Origin of the sequence: Nocardia sp. NPDC052566 (assembly GCF_044547285.1) — a bacterium.
Classification (GTDB): Bacteria; Actinomycetota; Actinomycetes; order Mycobacteriales; family Mycobacteriaceae; genus Nocardia.
This window is the reverse complement of the sequence record NZ_JBIUAF010000002.1, coordinates 813,022-832,256: the sequence shown is the minus strand read 5'-3', so window position 1 is coordinate 832,256 and position 19,235 is coordinate 813,022. Positions and strand designations below refer to the sequence as shown.

The following is a 19,235-nucleotide window of genomic DNA, read 5'->3' as shown; positions in this document are numbered from 1 at the left end:
TCTTGCGGAGGTGTGATGTCGATCGTCTTGATCGCCGTGGTTGCGTTGTTCTTCGCGGCGATGGGCGTGTACGGGCTGCTGCGGCCCAGCCAACTGGTCGACCCACTGGGTCTGCTCGCCGATCGCCCGGACAGCCGTGCCGAGGTGCGCGCCGTCTATGGGGGTTTCGGTATCGCGATCGCCGTCGTCCTCGGACTGGCCGCCGCCGATATCGGCGACATGAGATTCGGAACCTGTGTCACAGTCGCCGCGGCGCTCGGCGGCATGGCGTTCGGCCGTATCTGGTCCGCCGTGCTCGAGAGACCCTCCGCGTTCTACCCCGTCTGGTTCTTCCTGATCATCGAGGCGCTCGGCGCAGGCCTGCTGGTGCTGGCCCTCTCCCTCGACTGAGGTGGCTGCAATGTTGCCGACGCTAAGAACCTAGCAACCTGGACGGTCGCTATAATTGCCGTGCTGGACAGCACGGCCAATGTCGGCCATGGTGGAACGCGTTGCCTCCGTAGCTCAGTTGGATAGAGCAAGGGCCTTCTAATCCCTAGGTCGCAGGTTCGATTCCTGCCGGGGGCACCACCACACCTGACCGTTTTCGCAGGTCAGGCCGTGTACCCACATCATTACCCAACACCGGATCCACTAAACCCCCAGGTCGCCGGTCGCAGGTTCGCGCCCTACCCCCGCTAGCCGAGCTAGCACCCGCGGTCCGGACACCAACAAGACGATGCTAGGCCTTCAAAGGCACGACATGACAAAGCGCGGATGCTGAGCGCGAACGGTGAAACACTGAGGTCATGCCCGACAAGGCACCTGGACCGAACGAACCGCGGCCGACCAGACCCAGCCGCAAAGAACATCGGCGCGCCCCCGAACCCGAGGCCGTATTCAAGATCGAGTACGTCGACGGCGAGGAAGGCGACAACATCGCCCAACGACAGGCCGAAGTCCTCCACAAGATCCTGCGATGGCAGGCAGTCCAGAAGCCAACGGACACAAGTTAGCCCGAACTACGCTCCACGAAGTACCATGCCAGCCACACAAACCCGGGACGCAAGCCGCGATCGCCACCGACCGGCCGACCCGACGCCCTCAAGCGAGAAGGTTGTCACGTCTTCGCTTCAGGTGAAGATCATGTCGATGGCGTGACTCTACCCACACGTCTTCGTGTAGCTCACGCCAGCGCACTTCTTGTCTTGCAACGCAACTGACTACGTTGTTGCAACGAAACAAGCTGCTCCTGATCCACCAGGAGTCAGCTCCACCGAGCGGGCTCGAACTTCTTGAACTTCAGCCGATCGGCTTGACCGTCCCAGCATGCCCGCCATAGCTCATCACGCAGTGCACTGATGGCATCCGATAATCGACCGCCTGCCGCATGGCCCCCATGCGCGGGGTCGCACCGCTCGGCGATCACCCGCGCGCGAAGCCATGCAGGAGCAGGCACCGGCCAGTAGCGCTAGGCTGAGCCGATACGAAGCGACGTTGGTGTCGACGGCTGGCTATCAGCGGGCCGCGGTGCACCGCAAGTCGACATCGGCTGCAGAGGTTGGAGGTACGACCGAAGTGATGAAAAAATCATCACTCCTGCGGCAACAATGTGAGGAAGTGGCACAAAAACTCCCCATCCCCCAACCGTTCAGCGCCGAAGCTTTTATCGATGCTTTGATCGAGTATCGAGACAGGCGCATCGAACTAGTCGGTATGGTCGCTGAACAGCACAATCCTACCGGGGTACTCATCAGCACCCCGGATGTCGATTATATCTTCTACGCATCCAATACCACACTGCTGCATCAAGAGCACATCATCGCTCACGAAGTTGGCCATCTCCTGTGCGGACATAACGGGACCAGGACACTCCAACAGTTCGCCGTATCCTTGATGAAGAACCTTTCTGCCGACCTGATCAGCAGCGTTCTCGGCCGCACTGCGTACTCCGAGTCAGAGGAAGCCGAGGCGGAAATGCTCGCCTCGGCCATCTTGATTCGCGCAGGACGCGCTCGCCATACACGGCCCATCAACCCTGAACTCGCAGATGGCCTGGATAGACTGAAATCAGCGTTCGGGTAGATTGAGCACCGTGATCGATTCCGTCAAGTACGCCGTCTGCGCACTCTGTCTAATCATTGCTATTTCCAAAGGCATTCAGCACCATCGACGAAAAGACACCAACCCAGCATCATGCTACGCCATCTCCTGTTTTGTTCTGCTGGGCTTGGCCGCTGTCGTGATAGCTCCTAGCACACTGCGTTTCGCGAGTGCCTTCGAACCGCTGCCGAACCTGACCCGCTGGTTGGGAAACAGCATCGTGATCGCAGCAGGGTGGTGCGTCTTCGCAATTTTGGCATACACGGTCCGAGACCCTGGGAACGCCCGCCGTCTCGTTATCCGCCACGCGACGGCCGCCGCTCTTGTCAGCACGTCCATGGGGGTGCTGCTCATTATCGGCGACACTCGATTCACGGCCGAATTCGTTACTGTTTACGGAAATAGCCTGCCGATCACCGCATACCTGGTTCTGTTCAGCGCCTACTGCGCCTCGGCATTTGCCGCGTTCCTAGCACTCATCCGCCGATACTCCGCAGCGACCCCCGAACGACCGCTTCGCATCGGCTTGAACACCATGATGGTCGGCGCCTTCGCTGGACTGCTATGGGCAGCTTGGAAGACGGTCGTCCTCGTCGTCAATCGAATCAGCCCCCAACCGGTCGCGGCAGAAGCACTCATCACCGCGCTCCTGTCTTCGACAGCCGCGGCACTGATCGCCATCGGCGCAGTCATTCCGCTGGTGATCCGATATATCGGAGCCCCGATACGACGTGCCCGCACAGCCAGGTACGACCGCGAACTCACACCACTCTGGCGTCAAGTGCACCACGCACTTCCCGAGATCAATCTGTCACCAATCGAAGACAGCGGCGACGAGTTCAGCATCTATCGCCGCGTGATCGAGATACGGGACGCGAACCTCGCCCTACGCGCGCACTGCCACCCCCAACTCCGTCGCTGGGCAACCGATGCCGCCCATCATCACGGCATCACCGGTGACCAGGTCCAGGTCGTCGTCGAGGCCGCCGTGACCGCTGGAGCGATCGAAGCGCACGCTGTCGGCGTTCGCTTTCACACCGCTCCATCCACTGCTGAAGCGTCGCACATCGGCGCCGGAGACCTCAGCGCTGAAAGAGACTGGCTCATCCGTGTCTCGCGGGCCTTCGCGCAAGACCTCGTCGTCCAGCAGATACGCCAGCGAGTACGCGAAGAACTCGGCTCTGCCGCGCCCGAAAAACGGTAGACTTTTCAGCCCTTCATCCGGAGAACCGCCAGTTCCTCCCAACGGAACTGGCAGAGTTCAGTATCCACGCGGACATCCACCAGCCGAACATTGTCCACCATGAGCGTCACATGAAGATCGGTTACATCGCGCAATCTGGACTGGATAATGCCCGAGTCCCCATCGCCTGTAGCGTAACCCAAAGTGATATGCGGCCGACCGCTCGAATACTGAACAGCCTCCCACCCAAAAACATCACCCGCAGCGGTTTTCACGCGATCGACCAACTCGGCAAAATCCCGATCAGGCACCATCTCCAAGGCAATACTACTGCGACGCACGATTGCGGGCCCACACGTCACCGCGAACGAAGGCAACTCTATCAATACCTGCCGTAACCGCTCCTTAAACTCGGTTCGCTGCTGGACGGTCACATCGCGAGCCGGAATACCATCGACTACCATTATCGTAGAATGCAACCATTCATCAGGCTGTCGTGACACGAAATCAAAATCATCGACAATACTCCCGTAAGCATCAATCAATGGCTTGATCTCAACCGGATCGGGTACGAAATAAACATGCAACTTCGTCCAGTCCGGTGGCCAACGAAGCTTCAGCTGGTCAACCATAAACGTGTCCACAGCGATAGTTTCATCCCTTCCGATTATCGGAATATGGCTTACACAGGCAGGCGGCAGAATTCTACAACGCCAGGCCGTGACAGATGGCCATCGGTAGATTGAGATGCCGAGCACCTCGCAGTGCCGATCGAGCCCATGGCGAGCGACCGGCCTCAATATCCTCAGCCCGGCTCAGGCTACGCCAGTCCCTGCGCAACACGCTCCCAGGCATCTCGAACCGCGGCCAGCGCTGAACCCTGCCGATCGGCGATCCACGCTACGGGACTCATGCGCGCAGTGGGATGCGAAGGGCCCGATGGTCGTCCTGTTCACGATCGGCCGACACCGCCGAACGACTTGTCTTCGAGCTGAATTCGAGCGCCGACATCGAACCAATGCTCCTGCCGGACCGGCTCCTGCGCAGGCGACGAGCGGCCATCGGTCGGCATCGGTGCTGGTGTTGGCGGCGAAAGTGCGCAGAGCGTCCGATAATTGACGCGACACGGCGATATCGTCGCGGACGACATCGAAAACTGGTTCAAGGGTGTCGACTTCCTGAGCGATGTTCGGCACCGGAACCACCTGGTTGTCGACTGTGCCCCGAAATTCACTGAAGTACGTTCGGGCCGCATCCCGGGGCGATTCGATCAACTTGCATACTTCAATCCCTGGCAGGAACGACACGTCGAATTGAATCTTCTGTGCGGCGTAGAGAATCCAGCACTGTCCTGAGCATTCCGGCCTGCCGGTAACGGAAGTTCGTGACTCGCAGGCGTTCCGGCCGCGTCGATACGGTAATCGGGAGTTCGTAGCCCCTGTTCGGCCCGACTCGTTTTCTACATCGTCGGACGGAGAGGAGCGGACAATTGATTCGCCACGCGAGCTTGCACCCGCTGAGCTGTGTGGATGACATTGTGCTGCAGCTCGATCGCACGGCACAACTTTATGGGCATTGTCGCGGTATCACCGACGATCACGGCACCTGGACTTGGCGTGAGGTCGCCCGGTTCAGTGAGCTGGTGGTGGAGGGGCTCGTGGAGCGTGGCGTCCACCCCGGCGACCGAGTGCTGTCCGTACTGCCGTCGGGGCGGGAATTCGTCGCTGTGCTGTTCGGTGTACTTCGCCTGGGCGCAGTTCTTGTTCCGGCCAACGGCGCGGCCTCCCAGTTCGAGCTGGACTGGCTGATCGACGATGCGGAACCGGTCATCGTCGTGACCGATCGGATCGGCGTGTCCGGTGTGCCCGTCGTCGCCCCCGCCGAGTTGCTGGATGACCGGATGCCGATATCCGCGTCGGTTCGTTCGCCGCTCGACCGCGACGATGCCATCGGTTTGCTGCTGTATACCTCGGGGTCGAGTGGCAGGCCGAAGGGAATCGTGTGCAGGCACCGTGCCATCGCGTTCGCCACGTCGGCCATTGCCCAGCGGCTGTGCTACACACACCGCGATGTCGTATGGACCCGGCTGCCGCTGTCCTTCGATTACGGCCTCTACCAGATTTTCCTGTGCGCGTTCTCCGGTGCCGAACTGGTGCTGCCCGCAGGGCACGCCGCCGCCGATGAGTTGACGCTGCTGCGCAACAGCGGAGCTACGGTTGTTCCGGTAGTACCTACCCTCGCACAGATGCTGGCCCGGCTGGCGGCTCGGGACACTCGGCCGGTCGCCGTGCGCCTGTTCACCAATACCGGCGCCGCGCTCGTCGGCAAAGACGCGCAACATCTGCGGGCCGGATTTCCGACCGCGGCATTGGTCTGCATGTACGGCATGAGCGAGTGCAAGCGCATCACGATCGCCGAACCGGATGAGGACCTTACATACCCGGGCACTGTCGGCCGTGCGCTCCCCGGCACTCGATTGTGGATCGTCGACGAGGCCGGAATCCCGCTCCGGACAGGGCAAATCGGCGAGGTCGTTGTCGCGGGACCACATGTGATGGACGGCTATTGGCGTGCGCCCGAACAGACGGCACAGCGCTTCCGTCCCGGGCCCGACGATGCCGGGCCCGCGCTGTTCACCGGTGACAAGGGATACCTGGACAGTGCCGGTCGCCTGTATTTCGTCGGCAGGGACGACGACCTGTTCAAGCGCCGAAGTTGGCGGATGTGCACCCAGGAATTGGAGACCGCGATGCTGGACGTGCCCGGCGTCGAAGCCGCAGCGGCCGTCCCGCCGGGACCGGAAGGCGTACTGACGGTTTGGGCCGTAACCCGCCGCACACCTGCCGAGGTGCTCCGGGAACTGACCGACCGGCTCGGTGCGGCCAGGACGCCGGACCGGTGCGTGGTTGTCGCGGAGTTGCCGCGCACGGCCAACGGCAAGATCGACCGTGCGGCCCTGTCCGCGACAGCAGGAAAGGTGCGGTGAAACATGCTCGGGGACACGCTGTTCGCTGATATCGGGAGCAAGTACGGCACCCCAGCGTACGTCTATGATCTCGGCGAACTTCGCTCGTCGGCGCACCAGCTGCGCAGCCAGCTGCCAGTCGGTTCCGAGGTGCTGTACTCGGTGAAAGCCAACCCGCACCCGGCGGTGGTCGAGACGCTCACCGCCGAAGGGATGGCTCCGGAGGTGAGCTCGCCGGGCGAGCTCGACCTCGTGATCACCCCGGACCGCGCGCTCTACACCGGTCCCGGTAAGACACCGTGCGAAATGCGCCAGGCGCTCCGGGCAGGCGTACGGACGTTCTCAGTCGAATCCCTGGCCGACCGTGACCGGCTCGCCGAGGTGTGCGAACGAACTGGCCATCAAGCGGACTACCTCGTTCGGATCAATGGGCCCAGCGGCAGTAGAGGTGGGTCGCTGCGCATGACGGGCCGATCGACCGCGTTCGGCGTCGACCTGGACGCGGCGGACGACTTGGCTGCGCTCTTCCGCCCGGCAGGGCCGACACGTCCGATCGGCACCCACACCTTCTCCGCGACGAACATCGAAGATCCCGCCGCGCTCTTGGCCGAACTGCGCCGGTCGGTGGCGACCGCCGCGCACGCCGTCGGCCGCTGCGGATTCACTCCCCGCGTTCTCGACCTCGGCGGTGGCTTTCCGGCTCCGTCCGCAAAACCCGGTGTCAGGGTCGCCCTACCGAATCTGGCTGAGGGACTGGCCGAAACGCTGGACGAATGCTTTCCCGGCTGGCGCGGCGGACAACCGCGAATCCTGTTCGAGTCGGGCCGGTACCTGACAGCCACCGCGGGCACGCTGCTGACGACGGTGGTCGACATCAAGCGGTCGTCCGGGCAGACCTTCGTGCTGCTGGACGCGGGCGTGAATGTCTTGGGTGGTATGACCGGCCTGGGGCGGCTGATGTCGCCGAGCACGCAGCCGCGCACCGTCGGCGCCGAGCCGTCCGATGGGATGCCGGTGAGTCTGGTCGGTCCGCTGTGTACACCGCTGGACGTTCTCAATCGCGCGGCTACGCTGGCCAACCCCCGACCGGGCCAGCTACTCGCGGTCCCGAACGTCGGCGCGTACGGGCTCTCCGCCAGTCTGGTCGGCTTCCTCAGCCGTCCGATGCCGGTGGAAGTCACGGTCGATGTCGGCCGAGTGCAGTCCGTTCGGCGCCTTCAATTGAGATCGAGTGAGGTGAATCTTGTCGAGTGAGTCGACTCAGGATCGGGTGCTTCGGGAAAGCGATCGGTCCGATCTGGACTCGGTAGTCGGAGTACTGGCTGAGCACGCTGCCGAGGTAGATCGTGCGGCACGGTTCCCGGCCGAGAGCATGGACGCACTACGCCGCGCGGGGTACCTCGGCTACCTCGTTCCCGTTGCGTACGGGGGCATGGGCGGCGATCTTGCCGGGCTGGTCCGTACGGCGAAGGCGCTCGCAGGCGGATGCCTCTCGACGGCCATGATCTGGGCGATGCACTGCCAGCAGGTGGAAGTGCTTGTGCGGCATGCGAATCCACGCCTGCTCGGCGATGTCCTGCCCCGGATTGCCGACGGCGAGCTCTACCTCGCATCGGTGACGACCGGAGAGACTTCGGGTGGTCGCCTGCTCAGCGTCGACGACCCCCTGCGAACCGCAGGTACGGAGGTACTGCTGTCCCGCAGCGCCCCGGTTGTCACGGGAGGTATGCACGCCGACGCCTTCCTGATCACGATGCGGGCGAGCGCGGAGGCCGGGCGGCACTCGGTGTCCCTGGTGTACGCGGAACGCTCGGCGCTGACGATCGAGCCGGTGGGCGCCTGGAACACACTCGGCATGCGTGGTACGGAGAGCGGCGCGCTTCGACTGATCGGCACGGTCCGCGCCGACGATGTCATCGGCGAGCCCGGCCGATTCCGAATCATCGCGACCGAGACGATGATCCCGGTGGGTCACATCGGCTGGAGCGCTTGCTGGCTGGGCGCCGCACACGCCGCATTCCGTCAGTTGATCGGGATGCTGAGCCGGGACAGCTCCCGAGACTTGTCCTCGACGCTGTTGCGTGAGCGAATCGCTCGAATTCGGTTCGAATTGGAACTGGTCGGCACCTATCTGGACCGGGTGCGGGAATCTGTCGACGAGGTCTGGGCAGGCGGGCAGACGCTGGATGTCCCCCGTCGGCAGATCCATCTGAACACGCTGAAACTCGCCGCGTCCGAACTCACGTTCCGCGCCGTGGACCGGATGATTCAGTTGGCGGGGCTCGCGGCGGGGTACTCGGCCGATTCGCCGCTGCGGTTGGAGCGCACGTTCCGCGATCTGCGTTCGGCGGCGCTGAACTACTCCAATGACCAGCTGTGGAGCGCGAACGGTGCGCTGGCACTACTCGACCGAAATGTGGGTCTGCTGTGAAACAGAGTATCGATACGAACTCCCTGCGCGCCACGGTGGGGATCGCACGAGCCGCCACCATGGCGAGACCGCCGGTACCCGCCGAGTGGTTCGATGTCGGGTTCGAGGTATTCAGCGAGGTGGACGCGGTACGCGCCGCGGTCTCGGCCGAGTATCACACCGCCGAACCGGCGTCCGTCGTTCGTTCGGCCACCTACGAGCTGCATGTGCTGGTCAACGCCGACCTCGCCGCCGACGTGCGTGCGACCGGGGAAATCCGTGCGTGCACGGCCGTCGAATCCTTCGCCGGCTGGTGGTACAGCTCGTGGACGACCGAGGACGGCTTCCACGTGCTGGCCTCCGGCGTTGGCTACGCGTGGCAGCACGTCCTGGTCACCGAGGACTTCCGGTCCTGGGTATTGATCGGCGACATCATCCCGGGCGCCGCCGTCGCCACAGCCCGGATCCTGCGCGAACTGGTTCGTGAACACCTCGTTCAGCGGGGTGCGCTCATGTTCCATGCCGGAGGCTGCGTGCTGCCCGACGGTAGCGGCATCATGCTGCCTGGCCACTCCGGCGCGGGTAAGACCACGGCATCGGTGCAGGTCGCCGCCACGGGCGGTCGCTGTGTAGCCACCGACCGCCTGCTGGTGCTCCGGGATCTCGACGCGGACAAGTGGTGGATGATCGGCCTGCCGTCGACGACCCGGCTCGGTCGTGGGGCCGTCCAGGCGTTGGAAATCAACGATTCCTCGGGTCTGGCCCGGCACCGGGACAACGGTCCGGCCCTGGCACCGGGGGGCAAGATCTCCCTGACCAATCGCGAGGTCGCGGAGCTGGTGGGCGGCGGTTTCGTCAGTGGCGTTCGGCTGGATCGCATCGTCGTGCTGTCGGCCGACGGATCCGATCGGCCCCTGTGGGCCGATCCGGCCGATCCGCTGAGTGCTGTCCTCGATCACGCGCTGGTACCCGATCCGGCCTACCGAACACAGTGGCTGTCGCCGGGCGCCGAGGTGGAGAGCGCGGATTCGTTGCGTGACGCCCTGCGCGAACTCGTCGCGGACGTGCCCGTGCACCTGCTGCGTTGGACACCGTCCCGGCACTGCGACCGAGCTACGCCGACCCTGTTCGTCCCGAATGAGGAGAACCTGACATGACCAGTCCCCCGGTGACGTGGACGCCTTTCATCGGTGTCGACGAGTGGTCCGTGCTGACGATGGTCGCCGAACTCCAGGCCCTCGACGCCGAGCCGGATGCCCGGGCCGGACTACTGTCCAGCCCCGATTTCGACCACGGACGGCTGATCGAGCACGCGATGCGCCACAAACTGGGCGCCGCGCTGGCCGATTTCGTGACGCGACATGGACTGCGCAGATCCATACCCGTGCCGCTGCGCAACCCGCTCTACGGACTTCTGCAAGCCGCTCAGCACCGCTCCGCCGTACTGACCCGGCACGCGGTCGCCATCTCGACGCATCTGCAGGCGGTCGGCCTGTCGTTCGCCTGGACCAAGGGCGTCGTCGCACAGACCGCCCTCTACGACAATTCCGGCGTACGCGTTTTCAACGACATCGACCTGATGATCCACCCGCGGCATCGCGGCGAACTTCGCTCGGAACTGCTGGAACTCGGCTTCATCGCCGATAACGTCTGGGATCCGGCCACCAAGACCCTGGTTCCGCGCTCCCGCACAGAATTGCGGACGTATCAACTTTCCCCGGATCACCTGCCGCATTTTCATCGGGTCGTCGCGGACCTCCTGGTACCCGTCGTCATCGTGGATGTCGCCAACTCGCTCACCTGGCACAACGCTCCGTGGACCGTGCCGATGGACCCCGTCATGGACACTCGCAGAACGGACCCGGAACTGCCTGTTCTCAGTGCCGAGTACTCGTTCCTGTTCACCTGCCTGCACCTGTTCCGTGAGGGTTGGCTGGATCGGTTCACCAGAATCAAGGGCATCGCACTGGCGCTGTTCGGCGACGTGCTGCGCGAGTGGCGCAGACTCGATGCCGCCGCGCGCAAGTCGGTCGGGCAGATCATCGGGGAGCACGACCTGTTCCGCCCCATGGCGTGGGTGTGCCGCCATACCGACTTGCTGTTCGATACCACGATCGCCGACGAACTCGACCTCCTCGAATACGCCGCCCCGGAGTGGCTTGCCGAGGCCATGGGAGCGGACGGCCGCACCTTCCACCGTCCCGGCGGCAGCACCGCTCTCCTGGGCGGGCCCGCCAGCCATGCACACTGACGGCATCTCGATCGCATTGATCGGCTGCGGGCCGCGGGGGCTGAACGTGTTGGAACGGCTGGTCGCCTGCACGCCACCGCAGTCTCACGTGACGGTGCATGTTATCGAACGCGGCGAGCTCGGCGTCGGCACGCATCGGCCGGACCAGCCCGATTACCTCGTGCTCCACACCGCATGCGGATATGTGTCCGCGTTCGCCGCCCCATCGACCCGGGGAGACTCTTCTCGTGGTCCGACGTTGTTCGAATGGGCCCGCGACCATCACGTGCGGGTCGCCGACGGTAGGAACGGAGACCGCCCGCCACTGCCGACGGATCACCTCCCGCGCTCAGTATTGGGCAGGTACCTGTCATGGGCCGCGCGGCGCATCGTCGCGTCCGCGCGGTGCCGGATCATCCACCATCGCGCCGTCGCCGAGACCATCGACCCGTTACCGATGGGACCGGGCGAATCGGTCCGGCTGGACACTGGGGTACGCATATCGGTGAGCACGGTGATCCTCACCGTTGGCCACCACGGTGTGGCGGCAGTATCGAGTGCGGATCCGGCCGCCGATCCGCAGCGGTGGATCGGAGCGCCCTACCCGCTACCGAACACTGTGGCGGGAATACCGGCCGAGGCGACGGTCGCCGTGGTCGGATCCGGGCTGTCGGCCGTCGACGTCATCGCGGCGCTGACCGTCGGACGAGGCGGCCGGTACCGCACACGTGGCCGCCGCCTCGACTACCTGGCGAGCGGACGCGAACCACGAATCGTCCTCTGCAGCCGCAGCGGCCTGCCGGCTCGAGCTCTGCCCCGTCTACCCGATCACCCCACCGAACGACAACCCCCTCGGTTCCTCACGCCGGATGCCGTCGCGAAACTGCGTACCCCGCGACCGCGCGGCGAACTCGACTTCGACGCGGATGTGCTCCCCCTCGTGCTGGCCGAATTGGAACATCGATACGCACACGCCGGCGGCACCGAGCTCACCGGGAGCCTGGCCGAGATCCTTTTCGACGCGGTCCCCGAGTACGCTCTCGCCGACGCAGCGGCCTTCCAGAAGTGGTATGTGACGGCTATCGACGAGGACCTCGTCGAGGCCGAGGCAGGGGTCGACCATAGCCCGCTCAAGTACGCGCTGGAGCTTTTCCGCGACCACTTGAGTGTGCTGCGCCTCATCGTCGACGCGCCCGGGCTGAACGAGAAATCGCAGGAGTACTTCTTCCGCACCTTCACCGCGATCATCAACCGCTTGGTGATCGGTCCGCCCGCGCAGCGCAATCTGGAACTGTCCGCCCTGATCAGCTGCGGCATCCTGCGGCTCGGACCGGGTCCCTCGCCGGAGATCAGCTGGGACGGCGACGGATGGATGGTGCGTTCAACGCGGCTGGCGGTACCGTGCGGCGAGCGGGCCGACTTCGCCATCGCGGCCTATCTGAACCCGCCGACCGCCAGCGTGTCGGAGAACGGGATCGTCCGCGATCTGATCGCCAAGGGCCGGTTGACTGCCCGGACCGCGGGCACGCTGGAGATCGGCTCGACGCTGACCCGCGCCGGTAACCCGGTCGCGCGCGATGGCACCACGTCGCGAACCCTGTTCGTCCTCGGGCCGCTCGCCGAGGGGTCCAGTTACTACAACCACTACGTCACCTCACCGAACAGCACCTCACGAGCATTCGCAGATGCGACGACGGTCGTCGAGGCCGTGCTGGACACGACGACCGCACGGACATGACCGGCGGTGCGCTGTCGAATGACCGATGACATGCGGCAGCAGTGTGCCGGCGACGAATCGTCTGCCGTCGCCGGCACACTGCCGGTGCGTACCCGAGGGGTCGTGTCAGGGACCGGGCGAACCCCAATCGTTCGTATGCTCCGGCGGCGCGGGCGGTGCAGCCGATGCAGCCGCCGCACCGCCGATCACGATGGACAGCGAAATGCTGACCGCGGCGATAATTCGCCACAGTTGCGACGACCTCTGTCGCACGTTTTTCGGCATGCTCGATACCTCATATTATGTAGTGAATATTGCCGGAACGGCGGTAACCGGTCGGCTCGATAATTCAAATCATCGCCGAGGTGGGTATACATGCAGAATACGCGCGATATACGAGCACCTTTTGCGCATTTCCCGTCGAACCGGCCACATTCTTGGCACACACCGGCCCAGCGTCCGTCGAATCATCCAAAAAATGCCATCTGAACTGCTCGTATACGTCTTGTCGACGCTGCGTGGATGTCGACTCCGTAGCGTTACTTCATGAGCGGACGAGTTCGAGATTCATCCGAATAGTTCGTTTCGATCAGATGATTTCACAATGCAGGGAGGTGGATCCGTGACCGCAGTGATTCGGCCCCGCGGCGGCGATACGCCCAGGCTCGGTATCGCACTCGTGGGATTGGGGCGCGCGGGCCGACAGCATTTGGCCGCAGCGACCCGGCTCGATACCTGCCGGATGCACGCCGCGGTCGATACCGATCCGGCGGTCGCCGCCGACAGCCCGATTCCCGTCACCGCACTGGAGGAATCACTCGGCGATCCAGCCGTACACATGGTCTCGATCTGCCTGCCGCCCGGCGCCGCGGAAGCGGTCGCACTGCGCGCATTCGAGGCAGGCAAGCATGTGTTGCTGGAGAAACCGCCCGCCGCCACCGGTGCGCAGCTGGACCGGCTCCTGCAGGCCGCTGATCGCGCAGACCGGCTCGCGGCCGTCATGTTCCAGCACCGCTTCGCACTGCCGGAGCAACTCCGGTCCGATGCCCCGCGGCGGTTCGAGGGGGCGAAAGCCACGCTGCTGGTGTCACGCCCCCGCTCCGCCGAACACTACGGCGGCACAGGGTGGCGTTCGGCTCCAGCCCTCGCCTGGGGCGGCGTGACCGCGCACCTCGGCGTGCACTACCTCGACCTCGCAGGTCAGCTGCTCGGCGAGCCCGCCTCCGTCGAACGGCTGGCGCGAGCCGAGGTCGCACCGGGGATCGACGTCGAGCAATCGGCCTTCGTCCGGTTCCGCAACGGGTCCCAGTTGACCGTGATCGTCACCACGAATGCCACGGCCCGGATCGAGCGGCTCACCGTGCTCGGTCGACGGGATTGGGTGGAAATCAGCGACGGCAGGATATCCGGCCAGCTCGACGACGACGCCGTCGAGCGCGACGCCCGCCCGGCACAGTGGCTGCGGACCGAGGTCTACCGGGAACTCGCCGATGCCGCGCTTGGCATTCGGCCGCTCGAGCTCGCCGCCCTGCGGCGCAGCGGCGGCGTCGTCACGATGCTGTCCGGGCTGCTCGATGGCTTCGTCTCGCACGGAAGGGGGTAGTCCCATGAAACTGGCTGTCATCGGTGACGAGATCTCACAGGATCACGAGTTGGCCGTCGATACGGCGCGGCAGTTGGGCTTTGCCGCTGTGGAGATCCGCTCGGCCTGGGAGACACCGCCGCATCAGCTCGGGCCGGAACAGCTCAACGCGGCCAAGGCCACGGTCGAGCGGGCCGGTCTAACCGTGGCGGGGTTTGCCCCGCCGACCTTCAAGCACCACCTACCGAGGACCGACGCGGAACTCGCGGCCGCCCGGGACATGCTGGTCCATACCGCGGGCCAGGCGGCCCGGTTGGGCGCACCACACGTCCGGGTGTTCAGCTTCTATCGGGACGAAGCGCCCGACCCCGCCACCGCGGCGAAGACGGTCGGTCTGCTGCTCGCGGGGCTTCGGCTGCCGACGCCGCTGGTACTGGAGACCGGGACCCGGACCAATACACCAACCGTCGAGCACGCGGTGCGTTTCCTGGACGAGCTGGGCCGCGACGACGTCGGCATCCTCTGGGATCCCGGCAACAGTGTATTCAGCGGATGGACGGAATCGCCGTTCCCGCACGACTACCGATTGGCCAAGGGTTTGGTCCGGCATGTGCACGTGAAGGACCCCGATGGGACGCGGGCCTATGTCCGGCTCGGCGACGGCGCCCTCGACTGGCCCGCGATTCTGGCCGCACTCGCGGCCGATGCCTACCCGGGCTACGTGAGCCTCGAGACACACTGGCGGGTCGATCGGGAGTTGACCGCGGAGGAACGAGACAACCCCTGGGGCTCCGGATTCTCGGCCGGGGGTCATGAGGCGAGCGTGGTCTGCATGCAACAGCTGCGGTCCTGGCTGGATCGGGTGGGCGCCGATGTCTAGCCATCCACCGCTGCTGCTCGTCGGCGCGCAGCGCAGCGGAACCACGGCACTGGCTTCGGTCCTCGATGCGGCGTTCGACACGGTCGGCGGCATCTTCACCATCAACGGCAAGCTGGCCTATTTGCTGCAGCGCTGGTGCACCGACGCCGACATCCGCGGCAGACATTTCCGGGCCGACGAGATATTGCACGCCCTCGATCGCAAACAGCCGTACGGCACTCATTCGGTGACGTGGCGTCTGCGAGTCGAGCGGGTACTGCGGACCACAGCGGCGCGAGTTGCCCGCGGGGGAGTCGCCGATGCAGGCGCATTACGCCGAAGCATCATCGAGGAGTGCTATGCGCCGGCATCGCGGTACGGCGAGAAATACAACGAGCATCTGCTGGAGCTGGAAGCGCTGTCACCGATCTTTCCCGACGCCCATTGGCTGCTGTTGATCCGCCATCCGGCCGCGGTCGCGGCGTCCATGCTGCGATGGCGTGGCGACCGGCCGTGGAGACCGGTCGACCGGGCTGACGCATTGGCCAAATGGGCCGATTGGCACGGCCCGTGGCTCGGCTTGCCGTGGACTGCGGATCCGACTCGGTGCACGGTCCTCGACTACGACAGCCTCTGCCGGGGCGACGGGCTCGGGCGACTATCCGCGGCCATAGACCTGAACCTGGCTCCTTTCGCCGCCGGACTGATCGAGCACCAGTCCACGGTCGACCACTCGCTGCCGAAGGACATCGGCCGAGTATGGAACCGCCTGCTCGATCAAGCACACAGCTCCAATACGACCAAGGGGACTCGAACATCGTGACAACCGTTGACGGCGCACCGTACAGCGCCCAACCCACCAACACGTTCGGATTGGGTCTGCACCACGTGCAGCTCGCCATTCCGCCTGGCTCCGAGGCCGAATGCCGCAAGTTCTACGTCGACATCATCGGCATGACCGAACTGCGCAAACCACCGGATCTGGCCGGCCGCGGCGGGCTCTGGCTGCGCGCGGACTCGCTGGAGATCCACCTCGGCGTCGAGGCGGACTTCCGCCCGGCCCGCAAGGCGCACCCAGGAATTCTGGTCGAGGATCTGGAGGGGCTGGCCTCCTGGCTCTCGGAATGCGGTGTCGACGTCGAATGGGACGCCAAATTTCCTGGCTTTCGCCGCTGCTACGCCTTCGATCACGTCGGGAATCGGCTCGAGTTCATGTGCCGCGATTCGGCCGATCAGAACTGGGAGTAGGGCCATGACATCCGTAATCGATCTCGTGGATGTGGTGCTGGCACTCGGCCGCGATAACAACGAACAGGTCGTGCTCCGTGGCGCGGATCTGCACATCGCGCCGGGTGAGTCGGTGCTCGTCTCCGGCCTCGATTCGAGGGCAAGGAAGGCGATGATGGCCCTGCTCGCCGGCCGAACCCGGCCTGGATACGGACAGGTGCTCCGCGGTGCTCCCGAGGCGGGGAACCTCACGGTTCTCGACGGCGGCGACACCGTCGGACACCAGGCGTTGTCCGGTTACCGATCGATCGCTGGGGCGCGGCGCAGTGTCGTTGTGCTCGCAGGCTCGCCCACTCAATCACCGACCGACTACCGATGGCTGGAGCTGACCGGGGGTCGCTTCGTGCCGAGGCCCTCCGGTGCCGACGCCATCCGGCTGACGATCGCCGAACTACGGCAGCGAATAGTGACCGAGCTGCGCGCCGCGGGCGCCGCCGAAACGGCGGCGGCGACGGTGGCCGAGGTCATCGTGGACGCGGAACGCCGCGGCCATCGATCGCACGGAGTGGCGCTGGTGCCCACCTACCTCCGCAGGATCGCGTCAGGCGGTATCGATGTCACCGCGACTCCGGTGTTGACCGAGCTCGGCGCGACGACGGCCACCATCGATGCGAACGGCGGGCTGGGTCAGCTCGCCGCCGACGCGGCCGCGCACTGGTGCGCCACCACCGCGAGCGCATACGGTCTCGCCGCGGTCGCGGTGCGTAACAACAACCACATCGGAATGCTCGCCGCCTACCGGGCGCCGTTCCAGCGGCACGGCGTCATCGGATTGCTGACCAACACCTCCGGACCTTCGGTCGCGCCTCCGGGAGCCCAACGGCCCACACTCGGCAGCAACGCCTTATGCCTGGTGACGCCGACGGCCTCAGATACTGAACCGTTCTGCGTCGACCTCGCGACCGGTGTCGTGGCAGCGGGCAAAATCCGGGATGCGGCCAACAGGGGCGCGATCCTGCCGCCCGGTTGGCTGCAGGATCGGCACGGAAAGCCGTCTCGGAACCCCGCCGATCTGGACAGCGGCGGAGCCATTCCCCTCTTCGGCGGATACAAAGGCCTGTGCGTCACGCTGATCGTCGAGGTGCTGGCCGGGATCCTGGCCGGGCAGCGGATCAGCCCGCAGGTGGCCAAGCAGCGCAAGCAACCGGAAACGACGATGGGCTGTTCCCAGATGTTCATCGGGTTTTCCGCGGCCCATTTCGGCGCCGAACCCGCCGACCTGGTCGACGATCTGATCGACCAGGCACAGGCCGCAGTGTTGTCCGGACATGATCGGCCGCCGGCCCGCCCGTGGTTTCCCGACCAGATGGAACGCGATCACACCGCGCAGGCGGAGCGTGACGGTGTCACGATTCCGGCCACGGTCTGCGCCGAATTGGGTTGGGCCGTCCGATGAATCTCGCGAATCCGGAAATCGGCAGCGCGCCGGGGTGGCCGCTCGTGCTGTACTTCCACCACGTTTCGCCGACCCTGCAGCATTACACCTCGCTGACGCCGGACGAATTCCGGCGCGGTCTCGGATTGGTGCTCGAGCAGGTCGGCCCCGCGATCGAACCTGCTGCTGTTGCGCCCGGATTCCAGCCGCCCGGCCACCCATCGGTGCTGCTGACCTTCGATGACGGCTACCGCGACAACCTGGTGCACGCCGCCGGGATCCTCGACGAATTCGACGTGCGGGTGATCCTCTTCTGTATCACCGACAGCATCGGTGGCTCAGCCGCCAACCTGCCTTCGCATCGGCGCGACTACCTGAGCTGGGCGGACTGCGCCGAATTCGCGGGGCGGGGGCATGTATTGGCTGCCCACAGCCGGACACATCCCGATCTCACCGCGATCACGGCCGAACGGGCCCGAACCGAGGTGACCGACTCGATCGCGACGATCGCCACGGTCACCGGCCGAGCACCCGCCACCTTCGCCTACCCCTACGGACGTATCCCTGACCATCCGGTGGTCCCCAGGTCGATGCTCGCGTTCGGCACGGTGAAGAGTCCGCCCGCGCCATGGTCGCAGGCCCCGCACTCGATTCGCCGGACCTACCTGCCGAGTCAGGACGCCGGAAACTGGCAAGCGCTGACCACAGAATGGAGGCGGCAATGCCTGGCATCTCGGTGATCATCCCCACCCGAAGCCGACCGGATGAGCTGCGCCGATGTCTGAGCGCGCTGGCCGAATGCGTGGATGAGTTGGAGCCGCACCTCGCCGCGACGCTGCACGAGGTTGTCATCGTCGACGACGCGTCTGCCACTCCCACCGTACTGGGCTCGGCTCATGGCCTGCCGGTCACCGTGCTTCGCAATGAGCGGCCGCTCGGAGCGGGGCCGAGCCGAGCCCGGGGCGCCGCATACGCGTCCGGCGACGTGCTTGCCTTCCTCGACGACGACGCCGTGCCGCGCGGTGATTGGCTGATCGTTGCCGGCGGGGTCTCGCCCGCTCGTCCGGCGATCACCGGCCGAGTGCTGGCCTTCGACGACAATCTCGTCGCACGCAGCAGACAGGCCCGATACGACGCGCGCTACGCGACGGTGTCGGCGGGTGATCCGGTGACCTTCTTCGCGGGCGGCAACAGCGCGATCCGGTCGGAGGTATTCCATCGCTGCGGCGGTTTCACGCGGACCGGCACGGGCGGCGACAACAGCATCGTCGACGCACTGCGCGCGATGGGTCAGGCGGTGGTCTTCGAGCCGGATCTGGTGATCGCGCATCGCAACGGAAAGGGTTGGCCGCGCGCGGTGGCGGACTCCTGGTACGCGGGCCTGAACGCTCCGGACCGCATAGGAGTCACCCAGGCGATGCGCGCCGTCGGTGCAAGCGGGCTCGGTGCCGCACCGAACGTCCGGCTGCTCAACCAGGCCCTCGGCCTCGTGCACGCGGTCGCCAGCGCCCTGCCGCGGAGCTGAACCACATCCACCCGATCATC

At 65.3% G+C, this 19,235-nt stretch carries 18 protein-coding genes and 1 tRNA gene; 18 read left to right on the top strand and 1 reads right to left on the bottom strand.

Annotated features, from left to right (window positions below; all coding sequences use genetic code 11):
* Positions 1–15 precede the first annotated feature (15 nt).
* The 5 genes from ACIG5A_RS10815 to ACIG5A_RS10795 all read left to right on the top strand — a co-directional run bounded on the left by ACIG5A_RS10815 (position 16) and on the right by ACIG5A_RS10795 (position 3,286).
* A complete protein-coding gene (locus tag ACIG5A_RS10815; protein WP_397239955.1) occupies positions 16–390 on the top strand; it encodes a DUF4345 family protein in 375 nt (124 codons plus the stop codon).
* Positions 391–493: 103 nt separating this feature from the next.
* Positions 494–570, top strand: a tRNA-Arg gene (locus ACIG5A_RS10810).
* Between the two features lie 218 nt (positions 571–788).
* Complete coding sequence (locus ACIG5A_RS10805) at positions 789–995, top strand: hypothetical protein (RefSeq protein ID WP_397239954.1); 207 nt, start codon at positions 789–791, stop codon at positions 993–995.
* Between the two features lie 481 nt (positions 996–1,476).
* A complete protein-coding gene (locus ACIG5A_RS10800; RefSeq protein WP_397239953.1) occupies positions 1,477–2,064 on the top strand; it encodes a hypothetical protein in 588 nt (195 codons plus the stop codon).
* Positions 2,065–2,074: 10 nt separating this feature from the next.
* Complete coding sequence (locus tag ACIG5A_RS10795; protein WP_397239952.1) at positions 2,075–3,286, top strand: MAB_1171c family putative transporter; 1,212 nt, start codon at positions 2,075–2,077, stop codon at positions 3,284–3,286.
* 5 nt (positions 3,287–3,291) lie between these two features.
* On the opposite strand, the gene ACIG5A_RS10790 is transcribed toward ACIG5A_RS10795, so the two are convergent.
* Positions 3,292–3,909 (bottom strand): 2'-5' RNA ligase family protein, encoded by a 618-nt coding sequence (locus ACIG5A_RS10790; protein WP_397239951.1) that lies wholly within the window; start codon positions 3,907–3,909, stop codon positions 3,292–3,294.
* Between the two features lie 881 nt (positions 3,910–4,790).
* Here ACIG5A_RS10790 and ACIG5A_RS10785 point away from each other — a divergent pair.
* The 13 genes from ACIG5A_RS10785 to ACIG5A_RS10725 all read left to right on the top strand — a co-directional run bounded on the left by ACIG5A_RS10785 (position 4,791) and on the right by ACIG5A_RS10725 (position 19,215).
* Positions 4,791–6,251 carry a class I adenylate-forming enzyme family protein gene (locus ACIG5A_RS10785; protein WP_397239950.1) on the top strand — a complete coding sequence of 487 codons (1,461 nt, stop codon included), beginning with the start codon at positions 4,791–4,793 and terminating at the stop codon, positions 6,249–6,251.
* Positions 6,252–6,254: 3 nt separating this feature from the next.
* Positions 6,255–7,484, top strand: coding sequence for a type III PLP-dependent enzyme (locus ACIG5A_RS10780; protein WP_397239949.1), 1,230 nt, complete (start codon positions 6,255–6,257; stop codon positions 7,482–7,484).
* Positions 7,474–8,661, top strand: a complete 1,188-nt coding sequence (locus tag ACIG5A_RS10775) for an acyl-CoA dehydrogenase family protein (protein ID WP_397239948.1) — start codon at positions 7,474–7,476, stop codon at positions 8,659–8,661. The genes ACIG5A_RS10780 and ACIG5A_RS10775 overlap by 11 nt, the downstream gene beginning before the upstream one ends.
* Positions 8,658–9,797, top strand: a complete 1,140-nt coding sequence (locus ACIG5A_RS10770) for a hypothetical protein (RefSeq protein WP_397239947.1) — start codon at positions 8,658–8,660, stop codon at positions 9,795–9,797. The genes ACIG5A_RS10775 and ACIG5A_RS10770 overlap by 4 nt, the downstream gene beginning before the upstream one ends.
* Entirely contained in the window at positions 9,794–10,891 is a 1,098-nt protein-coding gene (locus ACIG5A_RS10765; RefSeq protein WP_397239946.1) for a nucleotidyltransferase family protein, read from the top strand. Before ACIG5A_RS10770 ends, ACIG5A_RS10765 begins: the two co-directional genes overlap by 4 nt.
* Entirely contained in the window at positions 10,881–12,608 is a 1,728-nt protein-coding gene (locus ACIG5A_RS10760) for an FAD/NAD(P)-binding protein (protein ID WP_397239945.1), read from the top strand. Before ACIG5A_RS10765 ends, ACIG5A_RS10760 begins: the two co-directional genes overlap by 11 nt.
* A gap of 601 nt (positions 12,609–13,209) precedes the next feature.
* Positions 13,210–14,190 (top strand): Gfo/Idh/MocA family protein, encoded by a 981-nt coding sequence (locus ACIG5A_RS10755; protein WP_397239944.1) that lies wholly within the window; start codon positions 13,210–13,212, stop codon positions 14,188–14,190.
* A 4-nt stretch (positions 14,191–14,194) separates the two neighbouring features.
* Entirely contained in the window at positions 14,195–15,049 is an 855-nt protein-coding gene (locus ACIG5A_RS10750) for a sugar phosphate isomerase/epimerase family protein (RefSeq protein ID WP_397239943.1), read from the top strand.
* Entirely contained in the window at positions 15,042–15,851 is an 810-nt protein-coding gene (locus ACIG5A_RS10745) for a sulfotransferase (RefSeq protein WP_397239942.1), read from the top strand. The genes ACIG5A_RS10750 and ACIG5A_RS10745 overlap by 8 nt, the downstream gene beginning before the upstream one ends.
* The gene (locus tag ACIG5A_RS10740; RefSeq protein WP_397239941.1) at positions 15,848–16,276 is read left to right on the top strand and encodes a glyoxalase; all 429 of its coding nucleotides are present in this window, start codon (positions 15,848–15,850) and stop codon (positions 16,274–16,276) included. Before ACIG5A_RS10745 ends, ACIG5A_RS10740 begins: the two co-directional genes overlap by 4 nt.
* A 4-nt stretch (positions 16,277–16,280) precedes the next feature.
* Positions 16,281–17,711 carry an Ldh family oxidoreductase gene (locus ACIG5A_RS10735; protein WP_397239940.1) on the top strand — a complete coding sequence of 477 codons (1,431 nt, stop codon included), beginning with the start codon at positions 16,281–16,283 and terminating at the stop codon, positions 17,709–17,711.
* Positions 17,708–18,430, top strand: coding sequence for a polysaccharide deacetylase family protein (locus tag ACIG5A_RS10730; RefSeq protein WP_397239938.1), 723 nt, complete (start codon positions 17,708–17,710; stop codon positions 18,428–18,430). Before ACIG5A_RS10735 ends, ACIG5A_RS10730 begins: the two co-directional genes overlap by 4 nt.
* The gene (locus tag ACIG5A_RS10725; protein WP_397239937.1) at positions 18,412–19,215 is read left to right on the top strand and encodes a glycosyltransferase family 2 protein; all 804 of its coding nucleotides are present in this window, start codon (positions 18,412–18,414) and stop codon (positions 19,213–19,215) included. Before ACIG5A_RS10730 ends, ACIG5A_RS10725 begins: the two co-directional genes overlap by 19 nt.
* Positions 19,216–19,235 lie beyond the last annotated feature (20 nt).